At 47.5% G+C, this 23169-nt stretch carries 22 protein-coding genes; 13 read left to right on the top strand and 9 right to left on the bottom strand.

What is annotated here, in order from left to right:
• Nucleotides 1-16 precede the first annotated feature (16 nt).
• From KDK13_RS02275 to KDK13_RS02260, 4 genes are all read left to right on the top strand, one after another.
• Nucleotides 17-1273 (top strand): PEGA domain-containing protein, encoded by a 1257-nt coding sequence (locus KDK13_RS02275; protein WP_257283183.1) that lies wholly within the window; start codon nucleotides 17-19, stop codon nucleotides 1271-1273.
• A 74-nt stretch (nucleotides 1274-1347) separates the two neighbouring features.
• Nucleotides 1348-2277: a hypothetical protein gene (locus KDK13_RS02270; protein ID WP_257283181.1), complete on the top strand. Its 930-nt coding sequence runs from the start codon at nucleotides 1348-1350 to the stop codon at nucleotides 2275-2277.
• 133 nt (nucleotides 2278-2410) lie between these two features.
• On the top strand, nucleotides 2411-2860 hold the full coding sequence (gene bamE / locus KDK13_RS02265) for an outer membrane protein assembly factor BamE (RefSeq protein WP_257283180.1): 450 nt from the start codon (nucleotides 2411-2413) through the stop codon (nucleotides 2858-2860).
• A gap of 147 nt (nucleotides 2861-3007) precedes the next feature.
• Nucleotides 3008-3262: a DUF4282 domain-containing protein gene (locus KDK13_RS02260; protein ID WP_257283179.1), complete on the top strand. Its 255-nt coding sequence runs from the start codon at nucleotides 3008-3010 to the stop codon at nucleotides 3260-3262.
• Nucleotides 3263-3321: 59 nt separating this feature from the next.
• On the opposite strand, the gene KDK13_RS02255 is transcribed toward KDK13_RS02260, so the two are convergent.
• On the bottom strand, nucleotides 3322-3804 hold the full coding sequence (locus KDK13_RS02255; protein WP_257283177.1) for a GIY-YIG nuclease family protein: 483 nt from the start codon (nucleotides 3802-3804) through the stop codon (nucleotides 3322-3324).
• Between KDK13_RS02255 and KDK13_RS02250 the strand changes: the two genes are divergently transcribed.
• The 3 genes from KDK13_RS02250 to KDK13_RS02240 all read left to right on the top strand — a co-directional run bounded on the left by KDK13_RS02250 (nucleotide 3766) and on the right by KDK13_RS02240 (nucleotide 6058).
• Entirely contained in the window at nucleotides 3766-4086 is a 321-nt protein-coding gene (locus tag KDK13_RS02250) for a hypothetical protein (protein WP_257283176.1), read from the top strand. The genes KDK13_RS02255 and KDK13_RS02250 overlap by 39 nt on opposite strands.
• Nucleotides 4086-4445 carry an IS66 family insertion sequence element accessory protein TnpB gene (gene tnpB / locus KDK13_RS02245; protein WP_257283174.1) on the top strand — a complete coding sequence of 120 codons (360 nt, stop codon included), beginning with the start codon at nucleotides 4086-4088 and terminating at the stop codon, nucleotides 4443-4445. Before KDK13_RS02250 ends, tnpB begins: the two co-directional genes overlap by 1 nt.
• 62 nt (nucleotides 4446-4507) lie before the next feature.
• On the top strand, nucleotides 4508-6058 hold the full coding sequence (locus KDK13_RS02240) for an IS66 family transposase (RefSeq protein ID WP_257283173.1): 1551 nt from the start codon (nucleotides 4508-4510) through the stop codon (nucleotides 6056-6058).
• On the opposite strand, the gene KDK13_RS02235 is transcribed toward KDK13_RS02240, so the two are convergent.
• Nucleotides 6041-7195, bottom strand: a complete 1155-nt coding sequence (locus tag KDK13_RS02235) for a DUF4041 domain-containing protein (RefSeq protein WP_257283172.1) — start codon at nucleotides 7193-7195, stop codon at nucleotides 6041-6043. The genes KDK13_RS02240 and KDK13_RS02235 overlap by 18 nt on opposite strands.
• A 4-nt stretch (nucleotides 7196-7199) precedes the next feature.
• Nucleotides 7200-7547 carry a hypothetical protein gene (locus tag KDK13_RS02230; RefSeq protein ID WP_257283171.1) on the bottom strand — a complete coding sequence of 116 codons (348 nt, stop codon included), beginning with the start codon at nucleotides 7545-7547 and terminating at the stop codon, nucleotides 7200-7202.
• A 362-nt stretch (nucleotides 7548-7909) separates the two neighbouring features.
• On the opposite strand from KDK13_RS02230, the gene KDK13_RS02225 reads away from it, so the two are divergent.
• Both KDK13_RS02225 and KDK13_RS02220 read left to right on the top strand, forming a co-directional pair.
• The gene (locus KDK13_RS02225; protein ID WP_257283170.1) at nucleotides 7910-8701 is read left to right on the top strand and encodes a YafY family protein; all 792 of its coding nucleotides are present in this window, start codon (nucleotides 7910-7912) and stop codon (nucleotides 8699-8701) included.
• Entirely contained in the window at nucleotides 8698-8892 is a 195-nt protein-coding gene (locus KDK13_RS02220) for a hypothetical protein (protein WP_257283169.1), read from the top strand. Before KDK13_RS02225 ends, KDK13_RS02220 begins: the two co-directional genes overlap by 4 nt.
• A gap of 92 nt (nucleotides 8893-8984) precedes the next feature.
• Here the strand turns inward: KDK13_RS02220 and KDK13_RS02215 are convergent, their stop codons facing one another.
• Nucleotides 8985-9251: a hypothetical protein gene (locus tag KDK13_RS02215; protein WP_257283168.1), complete on the bottom strand. Its 267-nt coding sequence runs from the start codon at nucleotides 9249-9251 to the stop codon at nucleotides 8985-8987.
• A gap of 489 nt (nucleotides 9252-9740) precedes the next feature.
• Complete coding sequence (locus KDK13_RS02210) at nucleotides 9741-11372, bottom strand: S1C family serine protease (protein WP_257283167.1); 1632 nt, start codon at nucleotides 11370-11372, stop codon at nucleotides 9741-9743.
• Between the two features lie 157 nt (nucleotides 11373-11529).
• Between KDK13_RS02210 and KDK13_RS02205 the strand changes: the two genes are divergently transcribed.
• Entirely contained in the window at nucleotides 11530-12441 is a 912-nt protein-coding gene (locus tag KDK13_RS02205; RefSeq protein WP_257283166.1) for an HAD-IIA family hydrolase, read from the top strand.
• A gap of 96 nt (nucleotides 12442-12537) precedes the next feature.
• On the opposite strand, the gene KDK13_RS02200 is transcribed toward KDK13_RS02205, so the two are convergent.
• Entirely contained in the window at nucleotides 12538-14916 is a 2379-nt protein-coding gene (locus KDK13_RS02200; protein ID WP_257283164.1) for a hypothetical protein, read from the bottom strand.
• 216 nt (nucleotides 14917-15132) lie between these two features.
• On the opposite strand from KDK13_RS02200, the gene KDK13_RS02195 reads away from it, so the two are divergent.
• Nucleotides 15133-16203: a J domain-containing protein gene (locus tag KDK13_RS02195; protein ID WP_257283163.1), complete on the top strand. Its 1071-nt coding sequence runs from the start codon at nucleotides 15133-15135 to the stop codon at nucleotides 16201-16203.
• A 16-nt stretch (nucleotides 16204-16219) separates the two neighbouring features.
• Here KDK13_RS02195 and KDK13_RS02190 read toward each other — a convergent pair whose 3' ends face one another.
• From KDK13_RS02190 to KDK13_RS02180, 3 genes are all read right to left on the bottom strand, one after another.
• Entirely contained in the window at nucleotides 16220-17407 is a 1188-nt protein-coding gene (locus tag KDK13_RS02190) for a hypothetical protein (protein WP_257283161.1), read from the bottom strand.
• Nucleotides 17408-17540: 133 nt separating this feature from the next.
• Nucleotides 17541-18437, bottom strand: coding sequence for a low-density lipoprotein receptor class A repeat-containing protein (locus KDK13_RS02185; protein WP_257283160.1), 897 nt, complete (start codon nucleotides 18435-18437; stop codon nucleotides 17541-17543).
• A gap of 91 nt (nucleotides 18438-18528) precedes the next feature.
• Nucleotides 18529-21231 (bottom strand): SEL1-like repeat protein, encoded by a 2703-nt coding sequence (locus KDK13_RS02180; protein ID WP_257283159.1) that lies wholly within the window; start codon nucleotides 21229-21231, stop codon nucleotides 18529-18531.
• A gap of 214 nt (nucleotides 21232-21445) precedes the next feature.
• Here KDK13_RS02180 and KDK13_RS02175 point away from each other — a divergent pair, with 214 nt between their 5' ends.
• Both KDK13_RS02175 and KDK13_RS02170 read left to right on the top strand, forming a co-directional pair.
• Entirely contained in the window at nucleotides 21446-22459 is a 1014-nt protein-coding gene (locus tag KDK13_RS02175) for a GTP-binding protein (protein WP_257283157.1), read from the top strand.
• A 427-nt stretch (nucleotides 22460-22886) separates the two neighbouring features.
• A partial coding sequence (locus tag KDK13_RS02170) for a hypothetical protein (RefSeq protein ID WP_257283155.1) occupies nucleotides 22887-23169 on the top strand: 283 nt, incomplete at its 3' end.

Here is a 23169-nt window from a genome sequence, read left to right as displayed (position 1 = left end):
TGAGAACGAATGATTAATGGACAAGTTGCTTTGTATAAACGATGACTGTCATCGTGAGTTTGGAGGTAAAGTTAACTATTGCCCATATTGTGGTACTGCTCAAATTGAAGTAGATCAGGCAGATAATGTTCCAGTGGTTGAACCTGCCGACCCTGAAAAGGCAGAGCCGCCGGTTACTGAAAAGCAGCCAAACCGGGTAGATGTGGTTAATACCCGAAAGATTCGTGAGCGAGAGGAAAAGCCCAGAGCCGAAACCAGTCAGAGTCAAAAATCTTCTTTTACACCTGATAAGACTGACACGACAACTACCTCAAACATTAAAGCTGAAGAAACTTTGGCACAGCCTGCCAAGGAAAGTGACAAAACTCCGTCAAAGAAAAAATCGGGATTTTTTAAGAAAGTTATACACTTCTTTTTTTGGTTGGCATTGGGTTATGCGCTTCAGGGCTTCTTTTCAGATTCTGACTCCGATGAAAAAATGTCTTCAGTGAGGGTATCATCAACGTCAGCACCAGCAACCGATAAACCGTCGAGAAGTGACTCACTAAGCCTCTTTATTTATACCGAGCCCTCTAATGCAAAAGTTCGGGTAATGAACATCAAAGAGACCTATAAAAATGGTATCAGCCTCAAGCCTGGTCGGTACGATATTGAGGTCAGTGCACCCGGCTTCAAGACCCAGCGACGCTTTGTAGAACTGTCACCGCAACAGTCACGTTTCAGTTTTATTTTGGGAAGAGCCAGTAAGGTTTCTGTTGCGAACCTGCCAAAAGGTGGTTATGCAATAGACACAAAAGGTCAAAGATTGCGTCTACCTCTGGCAGTGGATAGCAGCGAGCTTGAGTTTTATCTGACCGCGCCAGGTTATCAGCAGAAGTTTTATAGTGTTAAGGCAGGCAAGGATACGACAGTCCGTGCAAATCTGGAGCCTGTACGCTGTAACATTACGGATAGAGAAATTAAGTCGTTGGGTGCAGAGTATGAAATAACCGTTGATTTAGGTACTTTACCGAAGCAGCGAGTGATTGATGGCTTTCATGATTTTTGGAAAAGTCAAGGTATCACGACACAACTTTCAACGGATGGCGTCATTGCAAAACGAGCCATCAAGAATAAAAAATCCGCCATGGGCTATTCAGTTTATGTTTTTGAACGCAATGGACGAACATATGTTGATTTTATGTCCAAATTGTTTGATTACGTACCTGTGATTGAAACAGTGGACAGGACGTTTGAGGAAAATATTTTCTGTAATATTTTGAAGACTATTTGATATTTGTGTGATGGCTGATTGTGACTTAGCGGTGGGGGTTACCTTTAAGTCACAAAATACTTTTCTTGTGCGGTTTGAATAAAAAAGCTGAGAAAGTTTGTTATGTGAATTTGTTTGATGGTTTCTGTTCAGATTTACATATTATCTATTGTGTAATTGATCTTTTAGAGGGTTGTATGAAAAAAGATCTTGATATTGCTTCGCTTTATGACACTGCTTTTTACGAAGTAGTCGATGAAAGGACTCATAAGTATTCTTCTACGGATGTACATGAATCTACAGATTTTGCCGGGAACTCCAGGGTTTCATCAAATGTGTCTTATCACAGTGACCAAAATGTCTGGGTTAAAGATGTTGAAACAGGAAAAGAAAGGAAGTTTAGTTTTAACTCATACAATATTAGTGTAAGGCCTGGCCATAAAATTCTTTGTGCGTGGAATAAAAAAAGTTCTAAGTTAGAAAGAATTGTTAATCTATCGACCGATGACACCAGTGCTGGGAACGGTGTTTATAATTATTGGGCTTATGGTAGTAGGGGGAACTATGTGTCCAAACTGCTTAAAAAGCCATTTAAGGTTGACTCTGAAACCATCTTTATTTCACTGTTTGCGGCACTACCATTTCTAGGTACGCTAGCCTTGGCGTTGTTCTCTTTGGCGGTATTGTTTAAAATGAAAGGAGCTTTTTTAGCGGCGACTCCGGATAAAGATGATCGTTATTTACGTTGGAACTTCCTGTATTTAGGTTTGACTGTATTCAGTATTCATAATTGCTTGTATATAATATCAAACTTTAAAGATGTTGGTGCTATGGGTTTTATTCTTTACCTTGCTCTTGCTTTCGGTTTGATAAAATTTTTACAAGGTTCATATATTGTTGAATATCAAATTATTAAAAAACACAGCGATGCTCTTGATGCTTATCTTCAATCTCTGATTTCTCTTAATCGAACTAAGTGGAAATCACAAGAAGAAAAACGTGAGCCCGAAGCTGCATTAATCTGATTGATTTTCTCAAGCTTCTATTCACAAAAAGAAGGGGGTGTATCTTTTAAGTTGTAAGATCGCCCCTTAATATGACTATGGCTATGCCAGAGTGCTTTTAGTTTTAATAAGGTAATAAGGTAATAAGGTGAAAATGTCTCGTACTATTTCAGTGCTTGCTTTTACTGTCCTGGCGACAGGCTGTGCTTCAACAGGTTCATCATCCAATGATTTTATGGGCACTGTTTCAGAAACTGCCAAAAGTGTTGGCTCTACTGTTGGTGATGTTGCCTCCGGTTTCCTGAGTGGATATGAAACCGGTATCTATGTCACTCCTGAGCAGCTTGACTCTATCAAAAAAGGGGTAACTACCGAGAGTGAAGTATTCGCTCTTATTGGCGCGCCAAGTAGAAAAGAACAGTTAGGGAGCAAGGAAGTATGGAACTACCCCTATACCAAGATCCCTCACTTTGGCAAAAACGTGAATGAAACCACCGTTATTGAATTCAACAGTAAGGGCGTTGTTGTGTCAGCCTACAAGGCAAATGGCGTATCCGGTTCTACCGGCAATGCCATGATTGATGCGGCAAGAGGTGTTAATTAATCATACTTGTTATTCAATAAACTGCCTGTTGATTTGATAGTTATCGCATTAAAAACGATAGCTATCATTCTTTGATCCAGAAAAGCGTGATCGTTTGAGTTTTTCTGATTGTTTATATTTATTGTCCTTTAATGAAATGGTGCTGAAATGGAAAAGATAGCAAAGGATATTATTTTCTTTAACTCAATGCTAACACCAAAAATAATTACCTTTATTTATTGGTTGATGGTACTGGGGGTTGTAGTCTCTGGTTTTGGTTTGATGTTTAACAAGTATTCCGGAGGCTTCTTTATTGGTCTTGGAACTATTCTTGGTGGTTTGGTGACCACCAGAATATTCTGTGAGTTGTTGATTGTGATTTTCAAGATTCATAGCAATCTTGATAAGATTGCCAATAAATGATGTACTTTTGGGGCGTACCTTTTGGGTCAAAAACTCTTTAAGGTCGCCCCTTAATATGATTATGCTGCTTTGGTATCTACATTCTGCAACCGTCGGGTTTCATAGTAATCTTCTGCAAGAGCGGTCATTTTAAACTCTGCTTCACTTCCAGAAATTCGTTCCACGGCGCTCTTGATGGATTTCAAATCTACCCTGAAAAATTCTTTTCTCAGATTTACAGCATTGACCCGTACCTGGGTAAATGCTCTGTGAAGCGCTGTTTCCAGTGCTGGAGCATCGTCAGAATAAATCATCGCATGGACATCAAACGAGAATGGGACACTGGCATCGCCAAGCTCTTTTACACGATCCATGGGTTCCAGTCTTCGGGTCAGGCCGATTTTGTAAACATTTTCACCAAAGGATCCAATGTTGCTGATAACATGTGAGCGCTCAGCAAACCTCACCTTCAAAAGCCCGTCGTTTGCTTGGATACTGAACCCTCCTTGACTCAGGAGGTTCCCATGACCCGAGAACAAAAGCACCAGTATTGGTTTAACCATATAAAAGCCTGGCAAGCCAGCGACTTAAGTCAGACCGACTATGCACGCCTCCACAACCTGTCTGCAAAAGCATTCAATTACCACAAGCGTCGTCACTGCAAGGCGCCTGCCGAAAACAGACCGGTACAGTCTGTCGTACCCGTGGTCGTAGAAACTTCTGAAATCAATACTGCCCCATTGAAGTCAGGCATTACCCTGTCCATGCCGCAGGGAGTCAAAGTAGAACTGGAGCCGGGCTTCAATGCTGACTGTCTGAAATGTCTGCTGGAGGTATTGGCATAATGCTGTCGTCCAGTGAACTGAGCTGTCCCGTTTATCTTGTCACCGGAGCGACAGACATGCGCAAGTCCATTGACGGCCTTGCCATTATGGTCAGCGAATGCCTGGAACTCGACCCGCTATCCAGCAGCCTGTTTGTGTTTTGCAACCGGCAGCGGGATAAAATCAAGATACTCCGCTGGGACGGTACCGGATTCTGGCTCTACTACAAACGTCTGGAAAAAAGCCGTTTCCAGTGGCCGACACACTTTCATGATGGCCACCTGTCGTTGACCCGGCAGCAACTGAACTGGCTGCTGGACGGACTGAGCCTTGAACAAAAGCAAGCCCATAAACCCTTATCATTCCGCAGTGTCGCCTGAATCTGACATTGCAATGACCTGCGTCGGTACAAAAAACAGCCGGTTGCGATAGGCTTGCTGACATGACGACCGCCAACACCAAGTGCTTTGAGAAAGCCTGCCAGAAAGAGAATGCTCTCCTCAAGCGCCAGCTTCATGACCTGCAAAAAAAGGTCAACTGGTTCGAGGAGCAGTTCCGCCTGCTTCGCCACAAGCAGTACGGCCCTTCCAGCGAACGCTTTGAAGGGCAGCAGGCGATGTTCAATGAAGTGGAAGAGGCTCTCGAAGCCGACGCTGAAGCTCAGGAAGAAGCACCCAACACCGAACAAATCACCTGCCAGCGGAAAAAGCCGGTTCGCCGCCCACTGTCCAAAGACCTGCCAAGGCAGCGGGAAGTTCATGATATCCCTGAAGAAGAAAAACAGTGCGATTGCTGTGGATGCGAACTGCATGTCATAGGTGAAGAAATCAGTGAAAAGCTGGACATCGTTCCAGCCAGGGCCACCGTCATTGAACACGTGCGCCTGAAATACGGTTGCCGTGGCTGTGAAACCGGTGTTAAAACAGCTCCGGTGCCAGCCTCTCCCATTCCCAAAAGCATTGCGACACCGGGCTTGCTGGCCTGGATTACCATCAGCAAATACGGCGACGCCCTGCCATTGTACCGGCAAGTCTCCATTCTCAAGCGAATGGAAGTTGAAATCAGTCGTGCGACATTGGCTAACTGGATGGTGCGTACCGCTGAGCTCCTTGAGCCACTGTATGAAGCCCTCAAAGAAAAACTGCTGAAACAACCAGCGATCATGGCGGATGAGACAACGGTTCAGGTTCTGAAAGAGGAAGGCCGTGAAGCCACAGCGACTTCTTATATGTGGCTGTACCGCAATGCCTCCCACAGCCAGCCAGTTATCATTTACGAATACCAGAAGGGGCGGGGATCGGAGCATCCGATCCGCTTCCTGCAAGATTACCGTGGCTACCTGCAATGCGACGGCTACAGTGCTTACAAGAAACTGGCCCGGGAACAAACAGGAATTACTCTGGTTGGATGTATGGCTCACGCTCGCCGCAAGTTCAAAGAAGCGTTTGACGCCCTGCCCAAAAGCAAACAGCTGGCGACCAGCAAGCCAGGGCAAATGCTGGCCCTGATCAGAACGCTGTATGCCATAGAGCAGCGAATAAAAGACAACACACCTACAGAGAAGTGCCTGTCGAGGCAAAACGACGCCCGTCCAGTGATGGACAAAATGAAAGCCTGGCTGGAAAAGCAGGCTTCGAAAATCACCCCAAAAAGTAAGCTGGGTGAAGCCATCCGGTATATGCAAAACCAGTGGGTCTATCTGGAACGCTATCTGGACAGCGGGCTGGTCGATATCGACAACAATGCTTCAGAGCGAGCCATCAAACCCTTCGTGATGGGACGTAAAGGCTGGCTGTTCTCGGATACCGTGGCCGGTGCGAAAAGTAGTGCCATTCTATATAGCCTGGTGGAGACCGCCAAACAGAACGGTCAGGAGCCTTATGCCTGGCTGCGTCATGTTCTGACGCAGTTGCCATCCATGTCAAAAGGTAGTGATGTGACGGAATTGCTGCCAATGAACATTCAACCGGAGTCGCTACGATACCCCCAGTAAGGCTTCAGGGGTAGGTGTTGTTGGCTGATCGCTTACGATAACATAGACATGTCCTTTTCGGGTTTGTTCTGCCATGCTTTTTGCTCTTTCTTCTTTTGCCTGAGCTTCAGCAAGTTGCTGTTCCAGATCATATATCCTTTGTTCTGCGATAATTCTCTCTTCGTCCGTTGCCCTACTTAGCTCCTCTTTTGCTTTAGCCAGCATATCTCGGTACATTTTTTCTTCTTTTTCTGCCTGGGCAACCGCTCTTTCATATTCTTTGATGACTCTTTGTTCTTCTTTAATTTGCTCCCTGATTAATCTCTGCTCTTCCTGTTCCTCTTGCTTTTTGAGGGCATATTGGTACTGCACTCGGCACTCTTCATACTTTGATTCGATGTATTTGATATTAAATCCACATCGTAATGTTGCCGCTGATTTTTCAAGATTGTTCGCAAGATTTTCTATGCGTTCGAGGGTTCTTGGGAAGGTGCTGGGTTTGACTTTCCCAATCAGAGAGTCGCATTCAATATTAAAGGCTGTCAGCATTAGCTTGACCTGACCATCCAATATTTTTTTGTTGTATGCCTTGTTCTCACTGATGGCGGTTGATTCCGGAAAAGTAATTGCATTTTTATCTTTGATCAACTCTTTTTGAAACTCCCTGATCCGTTTTATTTCTTCTGCAAAACGCTCCGATGTTTCAAAAAGGTATTGTGGAATTTCATAGTGACCATTATCGATAAAATTATCCAGCCTGTCGTATATATCTATTTTTGATAAAAGCTCATGAAGCTGCTCATCTTTCGACTTAATGTCTTCTTCTGTTTTTAATATCTGGATTTTATTATTTTCCAGCTTTTTCTGGTTTTCGGTGAGTTCGGAAAATATACGGTCTGCATTTTCTTTTAGTTCCTGCAGGTCTTTTGTTTCTTTATTCATTTTTTTTAGTTCACTTCCGGACTTTTCTACCTCCCTGTTTGTGCTTTCAAGCTTTTGCTCCAGCGAAGCAATGTTTTTGCTTGCCTCTTGAATTGCCTGATCTATGCTCTGGTAGTTCGATATTTTTTTATTGGCTTTTCTATTGGTTATGAAGTAAGTGATTGCAATAGAAAAAGCCACTGTTGCAATGAGTCCGATCAAAATATTGGGTTCCATTCTGCTACCTTATTTCTGAGTCTACAAATTTTTTTCTGAGTTGTTGTCTGGCTAAGCATCTACCATCAAAGTCAGCTTTAGCATTCTCAATTTCCGTTTTGAATCTTTCCTTTTGGGCAGCCATCGCTGCTTTTTCTCTGGCCTTGGAAGCCTTTTCATTCTGCCTCAGTTGTTTCTCATACTCTCTTTCTTCGTGCCTGAGTTCCCTTTCCAGCTCTCTTTGTTGTCGTGCAAACTCGCGCTCTTCTTGCCGACGTCGCTTTTCCGCCTCTTTTGCTGCCTGCTTGCCTGCTTTATCAATCGCCTTTGCAATCTTTATAACAGTTCTCAAGCCACTGCCTCGTCGTGCCATAAGACTCCTTTTGAGATATGCAATATTGTTGATTATTTTATCAACAGAATGATTCTGTCTGGTCAGATTGATCACTGAAGCGCAGGTACGCTACCGCCAATGGATTGTACTACAGTACATAATCGACGGTAGGGAGCATGGGCCCAGATAGCTCAAATAAGGGTTTTGGATACTCTGGTGAGTATACGGCTGAGAACTGCTGGACGGTAGTTGTGACTTTGCGCAGTACTGATTAGAAAAAAATGCGTCACAACTCGTCGCAGGGCTGTTTTATGATGGGATTCTGAAACGGGAAAGCGTTGCCGAATGGCGATGAAGTGAGCTTTCTATGCTACACCTGTTTTGCGGAGTCTGACAAGAATATGAATAAACGACAATCTTCTCTGGAAACCACCATTCTCATCATTGAGTTACTGAAGCGCATCCCCAAAAGCTGGTGGATTACTGCTCAACAGCTGAAACAACAGCTGGCCGAGATTGGATTGGACCGGGATATCCACACCATTCAACGACATATGAAGTCTCTGGTAGAGAGCAGTCATTTCCACATTGATATGAATAACCGCAGTAAACCTTATGGCTACCGGTGGAGCCAGCAGGCTGTGGGCTTTACCGTGAACGCCCTGAGTATTCAGGAATCGCTGATCCTGCAAATGGCACTCAAGACGATGAAGAACCTGTTGCCCAGCAGCTTGATGGATTCCATGTCTGGCTTTTTTGAGGAAGCCAACCGAAATATCAGCCATGCCCAGGACCCCGCCAAGGAGATTCAGTGGTTATCCAAAGTGGTGGTGGCACCTGAGACACAGCCACTGTTACCGCCCGAGTTACAACCGGATGTATTTAATGAAGTCAGCTGTGCTCTCTACAACAACTACTGGCTGAATATTACCTACAGAAATGCTGGTGGAGAGATAAAAGAAAAAACCGTCATGCCATTGGGACTGGCTCAACAAGGGCCTCGGTTGTTCCTGGTCTGCCGGTTCAAGGGTTATGACGATGAACGGAATCTGGCGATGCACAGGATGCTATCCGCTCGCTCAACCTCTATGACTTTTGAGCGATCAGAGGGGTTTGACCTGAAACAATACAACGATGAGGCGCGGTTCTCATTCGGGGAGGTAAAAAAAAGTGAAACTGTCTTTCCGCGTTGAATAAGGAGGCTGGGCTTCATATTCTGGAATCCAGACTAACTAAAGATCAAACGTACATTGAGCATAAGGGCTGCTATGAAATCAGTGCCACTGCTATGGACTCACTTCAGCTCAAGTTCTGGATTAATGGTTTCGGTATGGATGCCTGGGACATTGATTACCAGCCAGTTGATGAGGAAATAGCTGAATAAAACAGGGCTGGTTATCCGGAAATAAAATTCAAAACATAACAATAGGGACAACGTTATGATGACAGATTATATCAAGGAGTTCTTTCATTAGATCAAACCAGCTTAAATCCCTCCTTTGCGTCCTCACCATTTTCAAACCGGGCTTTCATTCGATCCAGAGCGGCCTGTAAGGCATCATGGATCTGCTTGACCTCTTTCTCGCTGTACTCAAACTTAGTCTTGTCTGACAGGCTGCCGATCATAGCAATCTGCTTCAAGGCTTTGGGACCCCGAACCTCTGCCAGTTCGACAAATTTTTCCTTCCTGGTTTTTCCTTCAGGCTTCTCTGCCGTTTTACTCTCGTTTTTACCTTTAGCCATTATCGTTCTCCGATAGATTATTGTGCCAGCTCCTTATGGGTGATGTCCCTGTAGTACGCCGTATAGGCTGCTTAACTGCCAGCCAAGGACGCTGGCTAAAAATAAGGTGAGAGCACTGCGCTGTACACTGGCTTAAATTGCCGTACGAAAGTGGGTAGTATAGAGGCGGTTTTAAGGCAGATTAACGGGCTATTGTTAAGAGCTGCGGCTTCTATCGAAGCTCTGAACAATAGCCATATATGCGGGTTAAAATACTTCTATTGCGGCGATTACTAATTAGCCGGTGAGGGGGCTAGATAAGACAGGATCTCATCTAGCCAGAAGTAATAACAGCCTATATTCTATAGACTTACCGGTAATTATACTGTTCTCGCATTTATGCAATCCGACTCGTCACCCCAACCGCCATGCACCACGAAACCCGGAGTTCATAGTGCATGGCGGTTGGTTCGGGTGTCGGCTTCTTTAGAAGCCGACCTACGCTCTAAGCTAACCGCTAATCATTTTCTGGTAACGCTGCAAAAGCTGAGCCTGGGCGTTCATGGTTTCCTCATTTTTGCAGGCATTGTCATCGCACTCCCTGATACGGAAGTTTTTAGAGCGATCATGCGCAATACCGTTAAGCCACATGACCTCCGCATTAACAACATCTGTCAGGTGCGTATTCAGGACAATTTTCTCCAGCCCCTTGTAGCCGGTGCTGAGTTCCAGAAAGTTCTGTTTTTCCGATTCAATCAAGCTGATCAGCTGATTGAGGCTTCTGACTTTTTCAGAGCCAACACGGTCAACTCTTCTCAGAAAGGTGTTGTGATAACCCCGGTTGGCCTCATGGGGAAGGACTTTCAGGATAACGACTACCTCATCTTCGTCAGCAAACCGGAAGTTATTGAGCAGCACAGGCGTAAGGCCTGCATAGGAAATCAGGTCATGGCCAGCCCCCATCAACAACTCTCTGGTCACTTTGGTAAACACCAGCCCCTGATAGATAAAATATGACGGGGCGGCCTGGCCATCAAACCCGAGCAACAAATCATTATTGACCGGCTGAGTCAGCGTAACCGCCAGATCCAGCGCCTGCTTGTCACGGATAACCCGGACGCCAAGCGCCTCTCCAACCTGCCGTGAGTGAACCACATAATCCATGGAAACCCGCTCACTGCCCCGGAACACGACCGTTTTATCATGGCCAACCGCATGCCCGTCCAGCTCCAGGATCACATCATCCGGCTGCAGCACACCGTCTGCCGCAGAACCGGGTATTACATGGCGAACCAGCACTCCCTTGTTTTCTTTCACCCCATAGACGGTTTTAAAAAAGCCATTTTCAAGCTCTTCTGTTTCAATACCAAGGCTGGGAACTCCACTGTAATGACCATCAGCAATGTCCTGCAAAAAATGCCTTATGACATTTACCGGCACAATATGGGCAATATTGCTGGCTTCGAAAGGACTGTATCCCTGCATTAACACCCCAATAATCTCGCCATTGACCACGGCAGGGCCACCACTGTTGCCCGGGTTACTGGCGGCATCAATCTGTCCTGCCAGAAATGAGAAGCCGGAATTGCTGTAAGGCTGATACTCCAGACGGGACAGAACCCCTTTTGTCGCACTGATCGTATCGCCACCAATAGGGTATCCAAGCAGCATCAAATCCGTTTGCAGAGGGGGAACCTTACCCAGAGGGATAGGAGTGGTACCGCTGAAAAACAGTGCACTTTCATGGTCATGGAAGGGTACCAGCAATGCCAGGTCCAATTCGTGTGAAACCCACAAAGGCTTGAGTTTGTAACGGTCAGTCTGGCCATTTTTTCTGCCTTCAATATAGGTGTGGGCACTGATCACATGGCTGTTGGTCAGAACGACCATCTGGTCACTGTCTGGCAGCTGGATAATGGCACCGGAACCATACTTCTGTCTTGGGCCAAGTTTGCTCCATGGATTCTGATGGTCATATTGGTTAAATGAGGTATAGATTTTGATGATGGAATCCCTGACGCCCCGGTCTTCCGCATATACCGGAAGAGGATCATCAGCCTGCGAACCTGCCGCATATCCATATAGCGCGACTGCAAGAAACAGAAAACAGACGGCTTTAACAATACTATTCTGCCTCACCATCAAACACCTCAACGACCAGAGAAAGAACCCTTCAAGCTAGCACAAAAAAAATATCCTGCCTGACCTGTGAAAGACTTTATAGACATGTACCTGTCGGACATCTGATATAATCAGATGCATTGAATGACGTTCATTATTCAGCATCAGGCAGCGCTCCATGATTGTTCTTTCTCCCGACTCCTTGAACGAGCTATACGCCCGTCATCTTGACTGGTATCCAGCCATTGCCAACCCACAGTCTACCCCTGAGTTTATCGATGGACTGACAGATATTATGGGGCAATTTGACCTGATCCTGCTGGATTCCTATGGTGTCCTCTGCCGTGGCAGCACGCCCATTGCCGGTGCTGCCCAGGCAATACAGCAACTTAGGGCAAACAATATCCCATTCTGCGTTGTTTCCAACGATACCCTGACCAACCAATCCGTAGCCGCCGAAAAGTATCAAGACCGGGGGTTTGATTTTACCGCAGATGAAGTACTGACCAGTCTTGATATAACCGAGCAGTACCTTGACGGACTCACGGACCGGAGCCGTATTGGCGTTATTGCGCCTTTAGAGCACCCTTCCAACCACTTATTGGAAGGCATGGTCCGGCTTAATGGCTGTAACGGAGAGATCCCGGAAGGTATCGATACCCTGTTATTCCTGACCGGTGCAGGCTGGACGGCAAAAATGCAGGAGAACCTGGTGAATACGGCCAATGGGCGTCAGTTTGAACTGGTTGTCGGCAATCCGGATATCGGCGCCCCCCACGGTGATCACGTCACCGCAACACCGGGTTACTTTGTCGCCGACCTGGTTGAACAAACGATTCAGAAGGCCAAACCGACGCTGTTCGGTAAACCTGATCGTGCCATTTTTTCAATGGCGATTGAGCAACACCGGATTACCGACTCATCCAGAGTCCTGATGGTCGGGGATACGCTTTACACTGATATTCTGGGCGGCAATGCCATGGGATTCAAAACATTGCTGCTGCAATGCGGGGTATACCAAGATGAGGATATTATGGCAGTCATTGCCAGCACGGGAATAAGCCCTCACTACATAGCACCATGCTTATAAGAAAATCAGGGCATGGTTTAACGAACCATTCCCTGATAAAGATCAGCATAACATCCTGGATAATGGCTTCTTTCATCCCGCAAGGTTAGTGAATAGTTATTCATCACCATCGATGCCCAGCTGTTTTTCATTATTCAAATCCAGCTGAATCATATCCCATCTTTTTAACGCTTGACTAAGTTCTGCATACTGGCTTTTCAAATCAGCAGATTTTTTTTCATGTTCTGCAGACTGAATTTTCAGATTATCCATTTCTTCCTGATGGACCTCGATATCACCCCCTTTGCGTTTGGCTTTATCAAGTTTTTCCTGACATTTTTTAATGGATTTCTGAACGGAGGCATGTTGCTTATCCTCAGCGGCATATTGCTTCTTTAAAGCGTCACACTCCTGCTGTAGATCTGAATAGCGGGTGACCTGCCCCGGATCTGAATAACGGTTGAACAGCTTAATATCCATATCCAATTGGATTTTATAATACCTGTTTAACGCTTGGCGAAAACCCACATACTCCTGTTTCTGTGCAGCAAGTTGACTTGCGATGTTAGCAGACGCTCTGTTCAGATTATTCATTTTATTCTGAATATCTTCCAGAGGCTTGCCTTTGCCTTTGGCTTTATCAAGTTTTACCTGACATTCCTGAATCGATTTCTGCAAAGAGACGTGTTGCCTATCCAGGTCATAACACTGCTTCTCTAGCCAGGCGCATTGCATCTGCGGATCCTGATAGCTGGTGACCAGCTTGATCTGATCATGCACCGGTTGCATCGATTCCCTGAGTTTTTTGGCCTTGGCTAACACTTCTCGCTGCCTGAGTATATCAATGCCATCCTTACCGCTTTCCTTATAGGCTTTCATCGTTCTTGCTAACAGTTTTTCGGTTTTCTTTAACTCTTTACACTGATTCTTATAATACTCTGCATTTGTTTTAAGCTTGTCACCAATGTTCTGCTCCCGGGCATTGAGTGTATCCAGTAAATTATCCTTATTTTCCTGGAAAGCCGGGTGTCGTATGGTTTCATCTGAATAACGTCGAAATGTTTGTGAGAGGTGTTTTGCCAGCCATTTAAGCCTCAATCCGTCACTGAACCCCCGTATAAATTGTGGATCTTTCAGGTCTTTCAGCTTTTCCAGATACTCCTTGTCAGGGAGTTGTTCCATATCATCCAGCTTGTCCAGATACTCCAGGCACTCCGGAGATTCCCGGTTTTCCTGGTAACTCAGTTCTTTCAGATGTTTTTGCATTGCCGGGTGTTTTTCCACAGATTCCCGTGCTGCAGAAGGTGCCATTCCTATTGTTTCAACGGCTGCCTCAAGGGCAGAAACATAGGCACTATCGGTAATGTGTGGATCAACTAATGGCTCGCTGCCCTGATGATCCATTATATTCAGCTCCTTAAACACCGTGGCCTTTACTGTCTGGATTTGTTGCTGTAAAGAATGGGTTTCTGCCATTGTCTCTTTTGCCCACTGGCTGCTGTCCAGTGTATTTTTAAACAGTTGTTTTGCAGCAGCATATTGGCTGGCAGTGGATAACGTCACTTCAGACTCAAGGTTTTCCACCAGCTTGAGAGTACCGTTGAAATCGCCTTCAACCTTCGCCATTACCGGGTCGATGACAGCATCTTTTACCGGTGCCGTTTCCGGTGTTTTTGGCGGGTGTCGTACCGGGTGAAGCGGTCTCTTCTGGTGCATGGCCCGGTCGATAATTTCCTGGACAATCTTACCCGCTCCCCGGTTTAACGACTTCACGCCTTCTTTCCGGGATTCCCATTTCATTTCCTGTTTCAGTCTCTTGTTTCCCTTCGAAATGCCCGTAAAGGCCTTGTCACTGGCCAGATAATGTTCAATTTTACGGTCATCATCATGGGTATTTTCGGCATAAACAGTTTCAAGCCTTTCAAGCTCTGTTAAATAGTCACTTTCCTTTCTGCCTTGATACTCATCCAGTTTTTTTACTTCTACATGCAGCAGCCAACAGCGCTTAAGCAAATTATTAAACTTTGGCAGGCGAAAGGTTTGCCTGTCGTACTCTTTCACCCAATTGTTGGCCTTGGGGGAATGGGGTGGGCCAGCGATACTTTCATCGCTACTGATACCGGAATCCTCAGCAATACTGGCCAGTCCTTCGCTTATCTTGCTGTCCTGGTTCTTGCGATCCGCAGCCGGGCGGACTTTTTCCCTGCCCTCTTCGGCAAGACGATTCTTTTCCCGCCTGCGTGCCCTGGCAGAACTATAACGACCTGACGCACCGTTGCTATCTTGTCTGATATTCCTTTTTTCAATAGGCGTGTCAATTTTTTCACCAACCTCATCCTGAGGTGCCTGACTCTTTTTAGTGACCTTATCAACCCCGGAAACCGATGTCCCCCGGTATGTGGCGTTATTACTTTCTTCAGCCGGCCCTGCTGTGCCACCTTCTATGCCCGGGGTATTTCCCCCAACCGGTCTCTGGCCTTCTATCCCTGGTGGCATATTTATATCCTGTGTTTTATTGATCAACCCTTGGTTCCATCATCGGCTGAAATCAGCTGGAATTCATACCTGGAGCACACTCTACCGGATATCCACCGGACAAGACTGTCAAAACCGTCGGGAAAAAGGCATAAGGGCAGCTTGAGGGTTGGTAACCTGTCAACTACATTCACTTCTGGTTTTTTCGACGCAGCCCCCCGGTGTTGAAAGTGTCACATGAATGTATTCGTCAAGGTTAATACCGTTGCCAACCACCAGTTGCCACAGGCAGATGTGCGGGTTTCCACCGGTCGCTATTGTGAGAAAGAAGTTCGGCAACATCACTCCGGTTCATTGTTGAACAGGGCACCAGACGGGAATGCATCCCGGGTATATGATCGGTGCAGGTCTGTTAATGAGGTTGATGAGTTTCCAGAATTGCAGAAGTTATTCAACTATTTCAGATTGCAGATTGACTCCCTGTCAAAAAAATTACAAGGCCGGGAGCGTGCAGATGGCTGGCGCCAGTTTACAAATCCGGTTAGAGCGCAGATCACCAGAATGATAAGCCTTGAGGTAAAATTGGAGCAACTGCTGAAAGAGATCCTGACAGCCGATAGTCCCGTTTCCCGGCGGAAATGTCAGGGCATTTCAGCCCTTCTGACTCAAGCAGTTAACAATTCCAACGATTGGGTTACCTATTGTCAGGATGATGCCAGAAAAAGATACTTTGAATCACTGGACTGCAGTACACAATTACGCATTACCAATTTATCCTGGCAGCTGTCAGACACTATTGTCCCCGGGAAAAAACTCGCCAATACACCGGATATTCATATTATCCGCACTCGAAGCAGACTTCTTTTTAACCTGGGCCTGGTAAGACGAAAGATTCTTACGTCAAGAGCGGCCCAGAGAAAAGCATTTGATGCTGAAGCTTCATGCCTTGCCGGACAGTTGGGGAGCATCAGGAAAAAGTGTGCCCTGACGTTGAAGCGTGCTTACAGAATGATGAATGAATCGACCAGTCATGCCTCCGGTGACCCCGGAACTTCTTACAGCAGGCGGGTTCCCGGCCGGTCAGTCCGAATGCAGGAAACACTGGACGAATTATTGAAACTTGGCAGGGCGCCCCGGGAATATTGTCTTGAAATTCTGGGGATTGATGAAAAGACGGCCCGGGACCCGGTAAAAATAAAGCAGGCCTATCGCAGACTCTGCCGGAAGTGGCATCCGGACAAAAATCCGGATAAGCAGGCTTTGGAGGCGTTCAAAAAAATCACTCAGGCCTATGAAATACTCAAATAGCCATTACCCAATATGATCAGACATAGGTCTCGGTAATGGCCTCTTCATAGGTCGGGAGCGGCCACTGGGTTGCCTGCTGGTAGGTGGGTAAATTTGTTGCCTGCTGGTAAGTAGGTAATTCCGTTGCCGATGGTAATTCCGCTGCCTGCTGGCAGGAACCCTGCTGAGCCTCCGGCCGTTGGCGAGGAAGTTCCGGGCTGGCGGGTCGCACAATGGCATCCTGGTGCGCACCAATCGGAACAGGCTGGTGGGGATATCTGAAATAATACGGCTGTTTCAAGGCCATTTGCAAAAGCTGACAGGCTGAGGCTTCAGGGTTGGTACACCGCATAGCTTTAACGCTTCGATAAACGGCAATACAGTAATAAGTAGCTAAGGATACGGCGCATATACCAAGCACCCCGAAAAAGGGAGCCGCGTGCAAATATCTATCGTACGCTGGTAACGATGTGTCCCCAGTGCTGCTTTCAGGTGGCAGCGGTGTGGGTGATGTGGTTGCTGGTGTCAGCGGGGTGGGTGATGTGGTTGCAGGTGTCACCGGGGTGAGTGTTGGGGTTGCAGGTATCACCGGGTAGAGTGTTGGGATAGCAAAATTACGACACGTGTACTTGGGTGGTTCATCCGACCGATCACCGCAATCGTCACGCTGGTCACACGTCTTATATCGAGGGATACATTTTACACTGTTGTTGCAAAGAAAGTCATCCTTCACTTCACATTGGGTTATTAGGGGACAAGACTCTTCGTCTGTTTTATCAATACAGTCTTTGTAACCGTTACACGTCCAATTTCTTGGTATGCAACGGGGGGGGATGCCGTCGCACTGGAATTGTCCATCACCACATATCTTCAGAGGATAACCCGAGACCATCGTCGGCAATGCCAACAGAGCCACCAGGCTCTCTTTTAATCCCGGACAGACGAGACCAATCTCCGGTGAATCCATTACCTGCTGAAAAGCAAAACCCGCCACACTACGCATCAGGCTGTTGCCGATTTGCATGGCACCTTTAGCGAACTGGCAGACCCGGTAATCGGACAGGGTGGATCCCCGGGTCTGGTTGTCCGGGTATACCACCGGGCTGGCAGTTACCGTTGAGACGGATCTGCCATCAGTGGTTCTGCCGTTGCAACAAACAGTATCCCGGGCAACGGTCTGTGAGTTGGACGGGAATGATTGAAGTTGACAGGAGATCGGCTGCATGGGTGTGAGGGCCTGGACAAAATGGATTTCTGAGTACTTTTCTGACAATCCGATAACTGTTAGGTTCACATGGCTTTTATCGCTTCGACTGGCATGGCTCGGGATGTCCGGGCAGGCAGCTATTGTCAGCCACTCAAACCCACAGCGATTTTTGCCTTTCCAGTGGGGTGGCTGTTTGCTCCCGGGATTGGCAGGCCCACTGCCCGGTCATAGCTGGCAGTTCGATGTGGGCCGCCCTGTGGTCAACGGCCTGCTGGTACTGTCGAAAATACCCCGGGTTTTTCAGTGCCGTTCTTAGTAGCTGACAGGTTGTTGCCTCACTGTTGCCATGCCTGAGCGCCTTGAAACTTTTATAGACACAGGTACCGTAAACAGCGGTGACCCCAATGGCCACTGTTGCGGTAGTGATCGCCGCAATTATCTCCGGTGCCAGGCCACAGGCACCCTCATCGGATTGATCATGGCATTGGGTGGAGCCATCGCATACCCAGTGGGCTGGAACGCATTTACTCTTGTCACAAAAAAAGGGACGCCCTAATTGTTCGCACCGGGTCTGATTGCAGTATTTTTCATCCGTCCCATCAAAACAAAAGCTTATACCGGTGCATTCCTGAAACCCGCCAAAGCAGGCAGTCATGGTGTAGTTCCAGTCACAGGGGAAATAATCCACCGGGCAACTGTGGTTCCTGGCATCCATAATGGGTAACGCAGACAAAAGCACCAGACTCTCTTTCAAGCCAGGCCATAGCCTGACTATGTCGGGAGCATCAAGTATCTGGCGCAAGGCAAAGCCTGCGGCATTACCCATCAGGCCAGCACCGGCCTGCAGCGCTTCTCTGGCTAATGTGCATACCCGGTAGTCAGCCAGTGATTTGATTGTGGAACGGTGATCCGCACCTATATGGAAGCTATGCTGTGTTGCGGAAACTTCTCGATCACCAAAGCTTGTCGTGTGGCAACCACCGTTCCTATCGGCAGCGATCTGCGCACTGGATGGGAGTGATGGTGACGCAGGGGAAGAGGTCAGCATAGGTCGTTATTCCGGTCGTATATGACCCAGTTTCGGACAACCAGCCTGTGGTTAAGTTCCCGTGTTTTTACCTTTGATATGACCCGGAGCCTCAAGGTGTGCGATAGAGGCGCTTTAATGAGAACCAGCCCCGGTTGAGTGAGTTGATATGCTCACTTCTGGGGTACAGCAGTTTGAACGTACTGAAAACATGCCCGAGACTCCTGGCCTGACAGACAATACCAAACAGCCATTCGGTGATTTCAATGGGACTCAGGCTCGGGGTGACCCGTTCAACAATGCTCAATACATCGGCTTCAAAGGTTTCCGGATCCGGTAGCTGCCGGTATTGAATGCCTGTTTTTCGGATGATGCTCTGCTGCAGCAGGTCGCGGGCCCGGTTCAGATGTTCAGCACACCCGTTGACAGCACTTTCCTGCCCATGCCCAACATCGTGGTACAGCGGCTGTTCTGCGGCACCAATATGTTCCCAGGCCAGATGTTCCATCAAGACTTCGCTGCCCCGCTTTCTGCGGATTTTGTCCAGCTCCGGGCGGAGCCAGGCGATCTGCTGATCATGGGTGTAAATCAATTGTTTTTTTCTGTCGAAAAACTGCTTTAACAGGTTGTGTACAGAGCAATCCCATTGACTTGTGAGTCGATTCCTGACAAACCGGGACAGGTCTGCCCTGTGCTCTTTTTCATGAGCAGGGTTAACGGTTTTTTGGTGCGGTTGTCGGGGCGTGTCTTGCCGAACCGCTGGCGGGGCAAAGCCCGGGGTTTGTCCGGTTACCGGTGTAGATAAGGTTTTGCTGACAGCGCTGCTGGTATCGTTGCCCACGCCCTTTTCCTGAAACAACACGGGCGGGTCTTCGGGCAGGCACTGCTGCTGACTCACGGGATATATACGACTCTGGTTGCCCGCCCGGGAATTGGTCCGTTGCCCGGCAGGTTTTCCGTGACTGTTATCTTTATCGCCGTTGATGTATTGCTGAATATCCTCTGGTGGCAGGCTGCGCAGGTAACGCGTATCTTTTGCCTTGATTCGGGCATATTCAATTTTTGACCGCAAATAATCCTGAAATGACGGACTGAGATAACCGCTTTCCGCTGTTGCCGGGTTCCCGTCGGGGGAATCCACCAGTGTTTGCAGTTGTTGATGCATCTGCTCATAACATCGACAGGCATTGCCATAGTCCCCTATTTTTGCCAACAGGTCACCGGCCCGGAGGTTTAATGGAATGAATTTTCCCCGGCTGGCAGCCTGTTCATACAATGTCGCCGCCTTTTCAGGCGATGGATGGTTGATTAATTGCTGCTCATGGAGCCAGGCCATCAGGAAACAGGCGTAGCCATGAAGATTATCGGGTAATGGCGGTTCGCTGCTCACGGCCTGTTTCAGCAGTTGAAAAGCCTTCATCATTTTCCCGTGATGCTGGGGCACATTGTAAATGCGGGTCTTGTCAGTGGGTCTCTGGTAGGTCATGACGTTGAAAACCGTCGCGAAGGCCGTCACCAGGTTCTCAGGTTCCGGAAACGGTTTGTGCCCCGTGAGCAGGGAAGCAGATGAAGCAGCCTGCCCCGCTTTTTTGGTTCTGACAAATACCGCCTGTTTGTTTCTGACAAATTCTACCTGGTTGACAGGAGTATCCCTTGTAAAGTCCTCAGACCACCAGCTGACGGTTCTCTGGGTAACTGCCCTGGTTAATTTACTGCCCGGGGTGGAGGTTGTCCGGTTGGCAGTTGGCTTCCCTGCCATGTCCAGATTGATTTTTGTCAACTCATGAGAGGTGCGAGCCCAGTCATCCAAAATGGCAATATCCAATGCTCTGTACAGCATTCCGTATTCATGGTTTGGCTCAGAAAGATAGCCTGGCTTGTCACGCATACATCCAGACAGGAATTCATACCTGGAAAACAGTAAAACCTGGGAATCATGGGCTGAATACGGGTAGTGATGATTTATCCTCGTGAATTGACTGGCTATGCCAGCCAGCCGTTGCGTCAGGGCAATAGGGGATGCCAGAGGTTCGGTATTGGGATACAGGCCACTGTCAATGAGTAATCTGTACCACTGGTCCGACAGCCGTGCCTGCTGGCCAGAGCGAAATTGTTTTATTTTCTCTATATCACTGGCCCGGCTGATTGTGCCGTTGTTTAATGCATACTGGATAAGCCAGGATCTCAGTTGGTTCCGGGTTTGCTCAGCATTCAATAGATTGGCTGTCAACCACTGCTTATACGCTTCCTTACATTTGCTGCTGGCCTTTTCCAGAAACAGTGATGATATATCAGCAGGTGCCTTTTTCAGTTGCTGCTCATGCATCTTGCGAAACCGTTCCGACTCAATCAGGTGGCATGCGCCCAGTGCCAACAGAGCTTCGGGATTCAGGCTGCCGGACGCATCCGCCGGATCGTCTTTAACGACCCTGCGCTGGTTTTCAATCAGGATGCCTCCCACCTTCTGTTTCGGATATTGTTGATGCACTCCTTTCCAGGAGCAGGTGCAGCCGTATGGCGGTTTTACATCCTCTACCAGACAAAGCTCACCCCAGAACCAATTGTTAAAGTTCCTTATTCCGGTTTTATCATCAAGCGCTGGCGAGAAGTTGGTGTTAATGGCAACGTCAAACACTGTTCTGACCTGATCATTAAACGACCATGGTTGGTCTGCTATGCACATTGAACGAACGGTATTATGATCGATACTGACTTTCCTGCCCGCAAAAAAATGCGCATCGCCAATCGTATCGACCGTATCGCTGTGGGCGATGAGTACCCTGTCCACGAGCTGGTTATGACTCAGTCTCTCCATAGCCAGGCCTCGCACGAAACATCCATAGTCATAGTCAAACCAAGAACACCATTTGGATAAACAGTTATACATTCAGACAGAATAAAGAGCAGATCGTTCTGTGGAGGAAAAAAATCTTTCCGGCAACGCTGACCTGCAGGTATAACAACCGATTTATCTACTTGGATTTATAATCCCCGGTACCATTATGAAAAATTGCAGGGCTGTCATTACCATGCAGAAAAAGATTCCAACCAATTTGATCACAGGGTTTCTCGGCTCCGGGAAAACCACCGCCATTTTGCACCTGCTCAGGCACAAGCCCGAGAATGAAACCTGGGCTGTGCTGGTTAATGAGTTTGGTGAAGTCGGTATCGATGGCGCTCTTTTACAGGGATCCTCAGCACGCAATGACGTGGTAGTGCGAGAAGTACCCGGTGGCTGTATGTGCTGCGTGGCCGGACTGCCCATGCAGATTGGCCTCAATATGCTGATTGCCCGCAGCAAACCGGACCGGCTGCTGATTGAACCCACAGGATTGGGACATCCACAGGAAATCATTAACACCCTTCAAGGGAATTATTATCAGGAAGTCCTGAGCCTGGAAGCCTGTATCTGCCTGGTGGATCCCCGGAACCTTGAAGACACCCGATACCTTGAGAATGACAATTTCCGGGATCAGATTCATCTGGCCGATGCGCTGGCAGCCAATAAAACTGACTTATCCTGCGAAGATGACCGTCACCGTTTTGAACAATTTGCCAGCCAGCTACCGGAGCCAGAACCGGTAACGGCCTGGGTAAAACAGGGTGCATTATCCGTAGAATGGCTGGATCTTCCTCACTGCGACCGTGTCGCGGTTAACCCCAAAGCCCATCATGCTCATCGCGAGAGTGAGCATCAACATGCCCCTTTTGACCTCACATTACCTGAAGGTCAGCTGTTTCTCCGTAAGGAAAACAGAGGCCAGAATCATTTCAGCTGTGGCTGGCTGTTTTCCCAAAGTGCATCATTCTCATTTGACCGTTTATTCTCATTGATCAACGCACAAACGGCCCAGCGTCTGAAGGCGGTAGCCAAAACAGACCGGGGGGTGAGAGGGTTTAACATGCAGGACGGGGTTGTCAGTATCATTGAAATAGAAGACAGCCCGGACAGTCGGCTGGAAATCATCAGCAGCACACCAATGGACTGGGATAACTTTGAAACCCAGCTACAGGAAACCATTATTTACCATCCGGCAGCATAAGTTCTTTATTCTTCAGTCAACAGCGCTGTTATTTAAGGCCATTTCCAATGAATATCACAACAGTTAAATCCATCCCTGACTCTGGCAATTATTTCAGCAAAGGAACGGTCCTGAAATAACTTCCACATTTCAACAGACGCTACCCGCTGCCTGAAAAGCCAGAACCGCTTGTAATCATACGGGCAACGGGCAACGAGAAGCCACCTGCGGCCATTTCCCAGACTGAGTAAAACGATGGAGCTATTCTGTGACAAATCCTTCGTGAAAGTACTTGCGCAGAGCATCATCAATGGAGTCAGTTTTTTGCATTAAGAAAAAACATACCCCGGGAACTTTTATATCACTGGATGGATCAACAACGGAGTGCCAAGTAACTTTTTGTACATTTTCCAATGTACTTTCTGTGCAACATCATCGAGACCTGTTTATGATTCAGCACCCCATTCAGAAACCCATTCAGCAACCACGTTGTGACAGGGCTTCCCAATGTTCAGGGAATGGCGTCGAATGTTCCTGGTTCAGCCATAGCGTTGCTGTTTCCAAAGCGCTTGTGGAATCATTGATTCCAATGGAAGATCCCTGCTTCAGTATTAATCCCGGTAAAACACTGCAAGACATTGGGCGGCTGGCTGTAACAACTATCCTGCCGTCGAGTTCCATCATTTTCATAATGAATGATATCGCCAATGCCTGGTCCGGGAGCCGTGTGC

Origin of the sequence: Endozoicomonas sp. SESOKO1 (assembly GCF_024606265.1) — a bacterium.
Taxonomy (GTDB): Bacteria; Pseudomonadota; Gammaproteobacteria; order Pseudomonadales; family Endozoicomonadaceae; genus Endozoicomonas.
Note: the sequence above shows the minus strand (reverse complement) of the source record. Positions and strands in the feature narration are given on the sequence as shown.

Excerpts from the sequence above, each read along its gene's own strand:
- KDK13_RS02185 (WP_257283160.1), bottom strand. The coding sequence starts at position 18,437 with ATGCTGACCTCTTCCCCTGCGTCACCATCACTCCCATCCAGTGCGCAG.
- KDK13_RS02200 (WP_257283164.1), bottom strand. The coding sequence starts at position 14,916 with ATGCCACCAGGGATAGAAGGCCAGAGACCGGTTGGGGGAAATACCCCG.
- bamE (WP_257283180.1), top strand. The coding sequence starts at position 2,411 with ATGTCTCGTACTATTTCAGTGCTTGCTTTTACTGTCCTGGCGACAGGC.
- KDK13_RS02230 (WP_257283171.1), bottom strand. The coding sequence starts at position 7,547 with ATGGCACGACGAGGCAGTGGCTTGAGAACTGTTATAAAGATTGCAAAG.
- KDK13_RS02250 (WP_257283176.1), top strand. The coding sequence starts at position 3,766 with ATGACCCGAGAACAAAAGCACCAGTATTGGTTTAACCATATAAAAGCC.
- KDK13_RS02240 (WP_257283173.1), top strand. The coding sequence starts at position 4,508 with ATGACGACCGCCAACACCAAGTGCTTTGAGAAAGCCTGCCAGAAAGAG.
- KDK13_RS02195 (WP_257283163.1), top strand. The coding sequence starts at position 15,133 with ATGAATGTATTCGTCAAGGTTAATACCGTTGCCAACCACCAGTTGCCA.
- KDK13_RS02210 (WP_257283167.1), bottom strand. The coding sequence starts at position 11,372 with ATGGTGAGGCAGAATAGTATTGTTAAAGCCGTCTGTTTTCTGTTTCTT.
- KDK13_RS02235 (WP_257283172.1), bottom strand. The coding sequence starts at position 7,195 with ATGGAACCCAATATTTTGATCGGACTCATTGCAACAGTGGCTTTTTCT.
- KDK13_RS02175 (WP_257283157.1), top strand. The coding sequence starts at position 21,446 with ATGCAGAAAAAGATTCCAACCAATTTGATCACAGGGTTTCTCGGCTCC.
- KDK13_RS02205 (WP_257283166.1), top strand. The coding sequence starts at position 11,530 with ATGATTGTTCTTTCTCCCGACTCCTTGAACGAGCTATACGCCCGTCAT.
- tnpB (WP_257283174.1), top strand. The coding sequence starts at position 4,086 with ATGCTGTCGTCCAGTGAACTGAGCTGTCCCGTTTATCTTGTCACCGGA.
- KDK13_RS02215 (WP_257283168.1), bottom strand. The coding sequence starts at position 9,251 with ATGGCTAAAGGTAAAAACGAGAGTAAAACGGCAGAGAAGCCTGAAGGA.
- KDK13_RS02180 (WP_257283159.1), bottom strand. The coding sequence starts at position 21,231 with ATGGAGAGACTGAGTCATAACCAGCTCGTGGACAGGGTACTCATCGCC.
- KDK13_RS02260 (WP_257283179.1), top strand. The coding sequence starts at position 3,008 with ATGGAAAAGATAGCAAAGGATATTATTTTCTTTAACTCAATGCTAACA.
- KDK13_RS02255 (WP_257283177.1), bottom strand. The coding sequence starts at position 3,804 with ATGGTTAAACCAATACTGGTGCTTTTGTTCTCGGGTCATGGGAACCTC.
- KDK13_RS02275 (WP_257283183.1), top strand. The coding sequence starts at position 17 with ATGGACAAGTTGCTTTGTATAAACGATGACTGTCATCGTGAGTTTGGA.
- KDK13_RS02190 (WP_257283161.1), bottom strand. The coding sequence starts at position 17,407 with ATGCAGCCGATCTCCTGTCAACTTCAATCATTCCCGTCCAACTCACAG.
- KDK13_RS02225 (WP_257283170.1), top strand. The coding sequence starts at position 7,910 with ATGAATAAACGACAATCTTCTCTGGAAACCACCATTCTCATCATTGAG.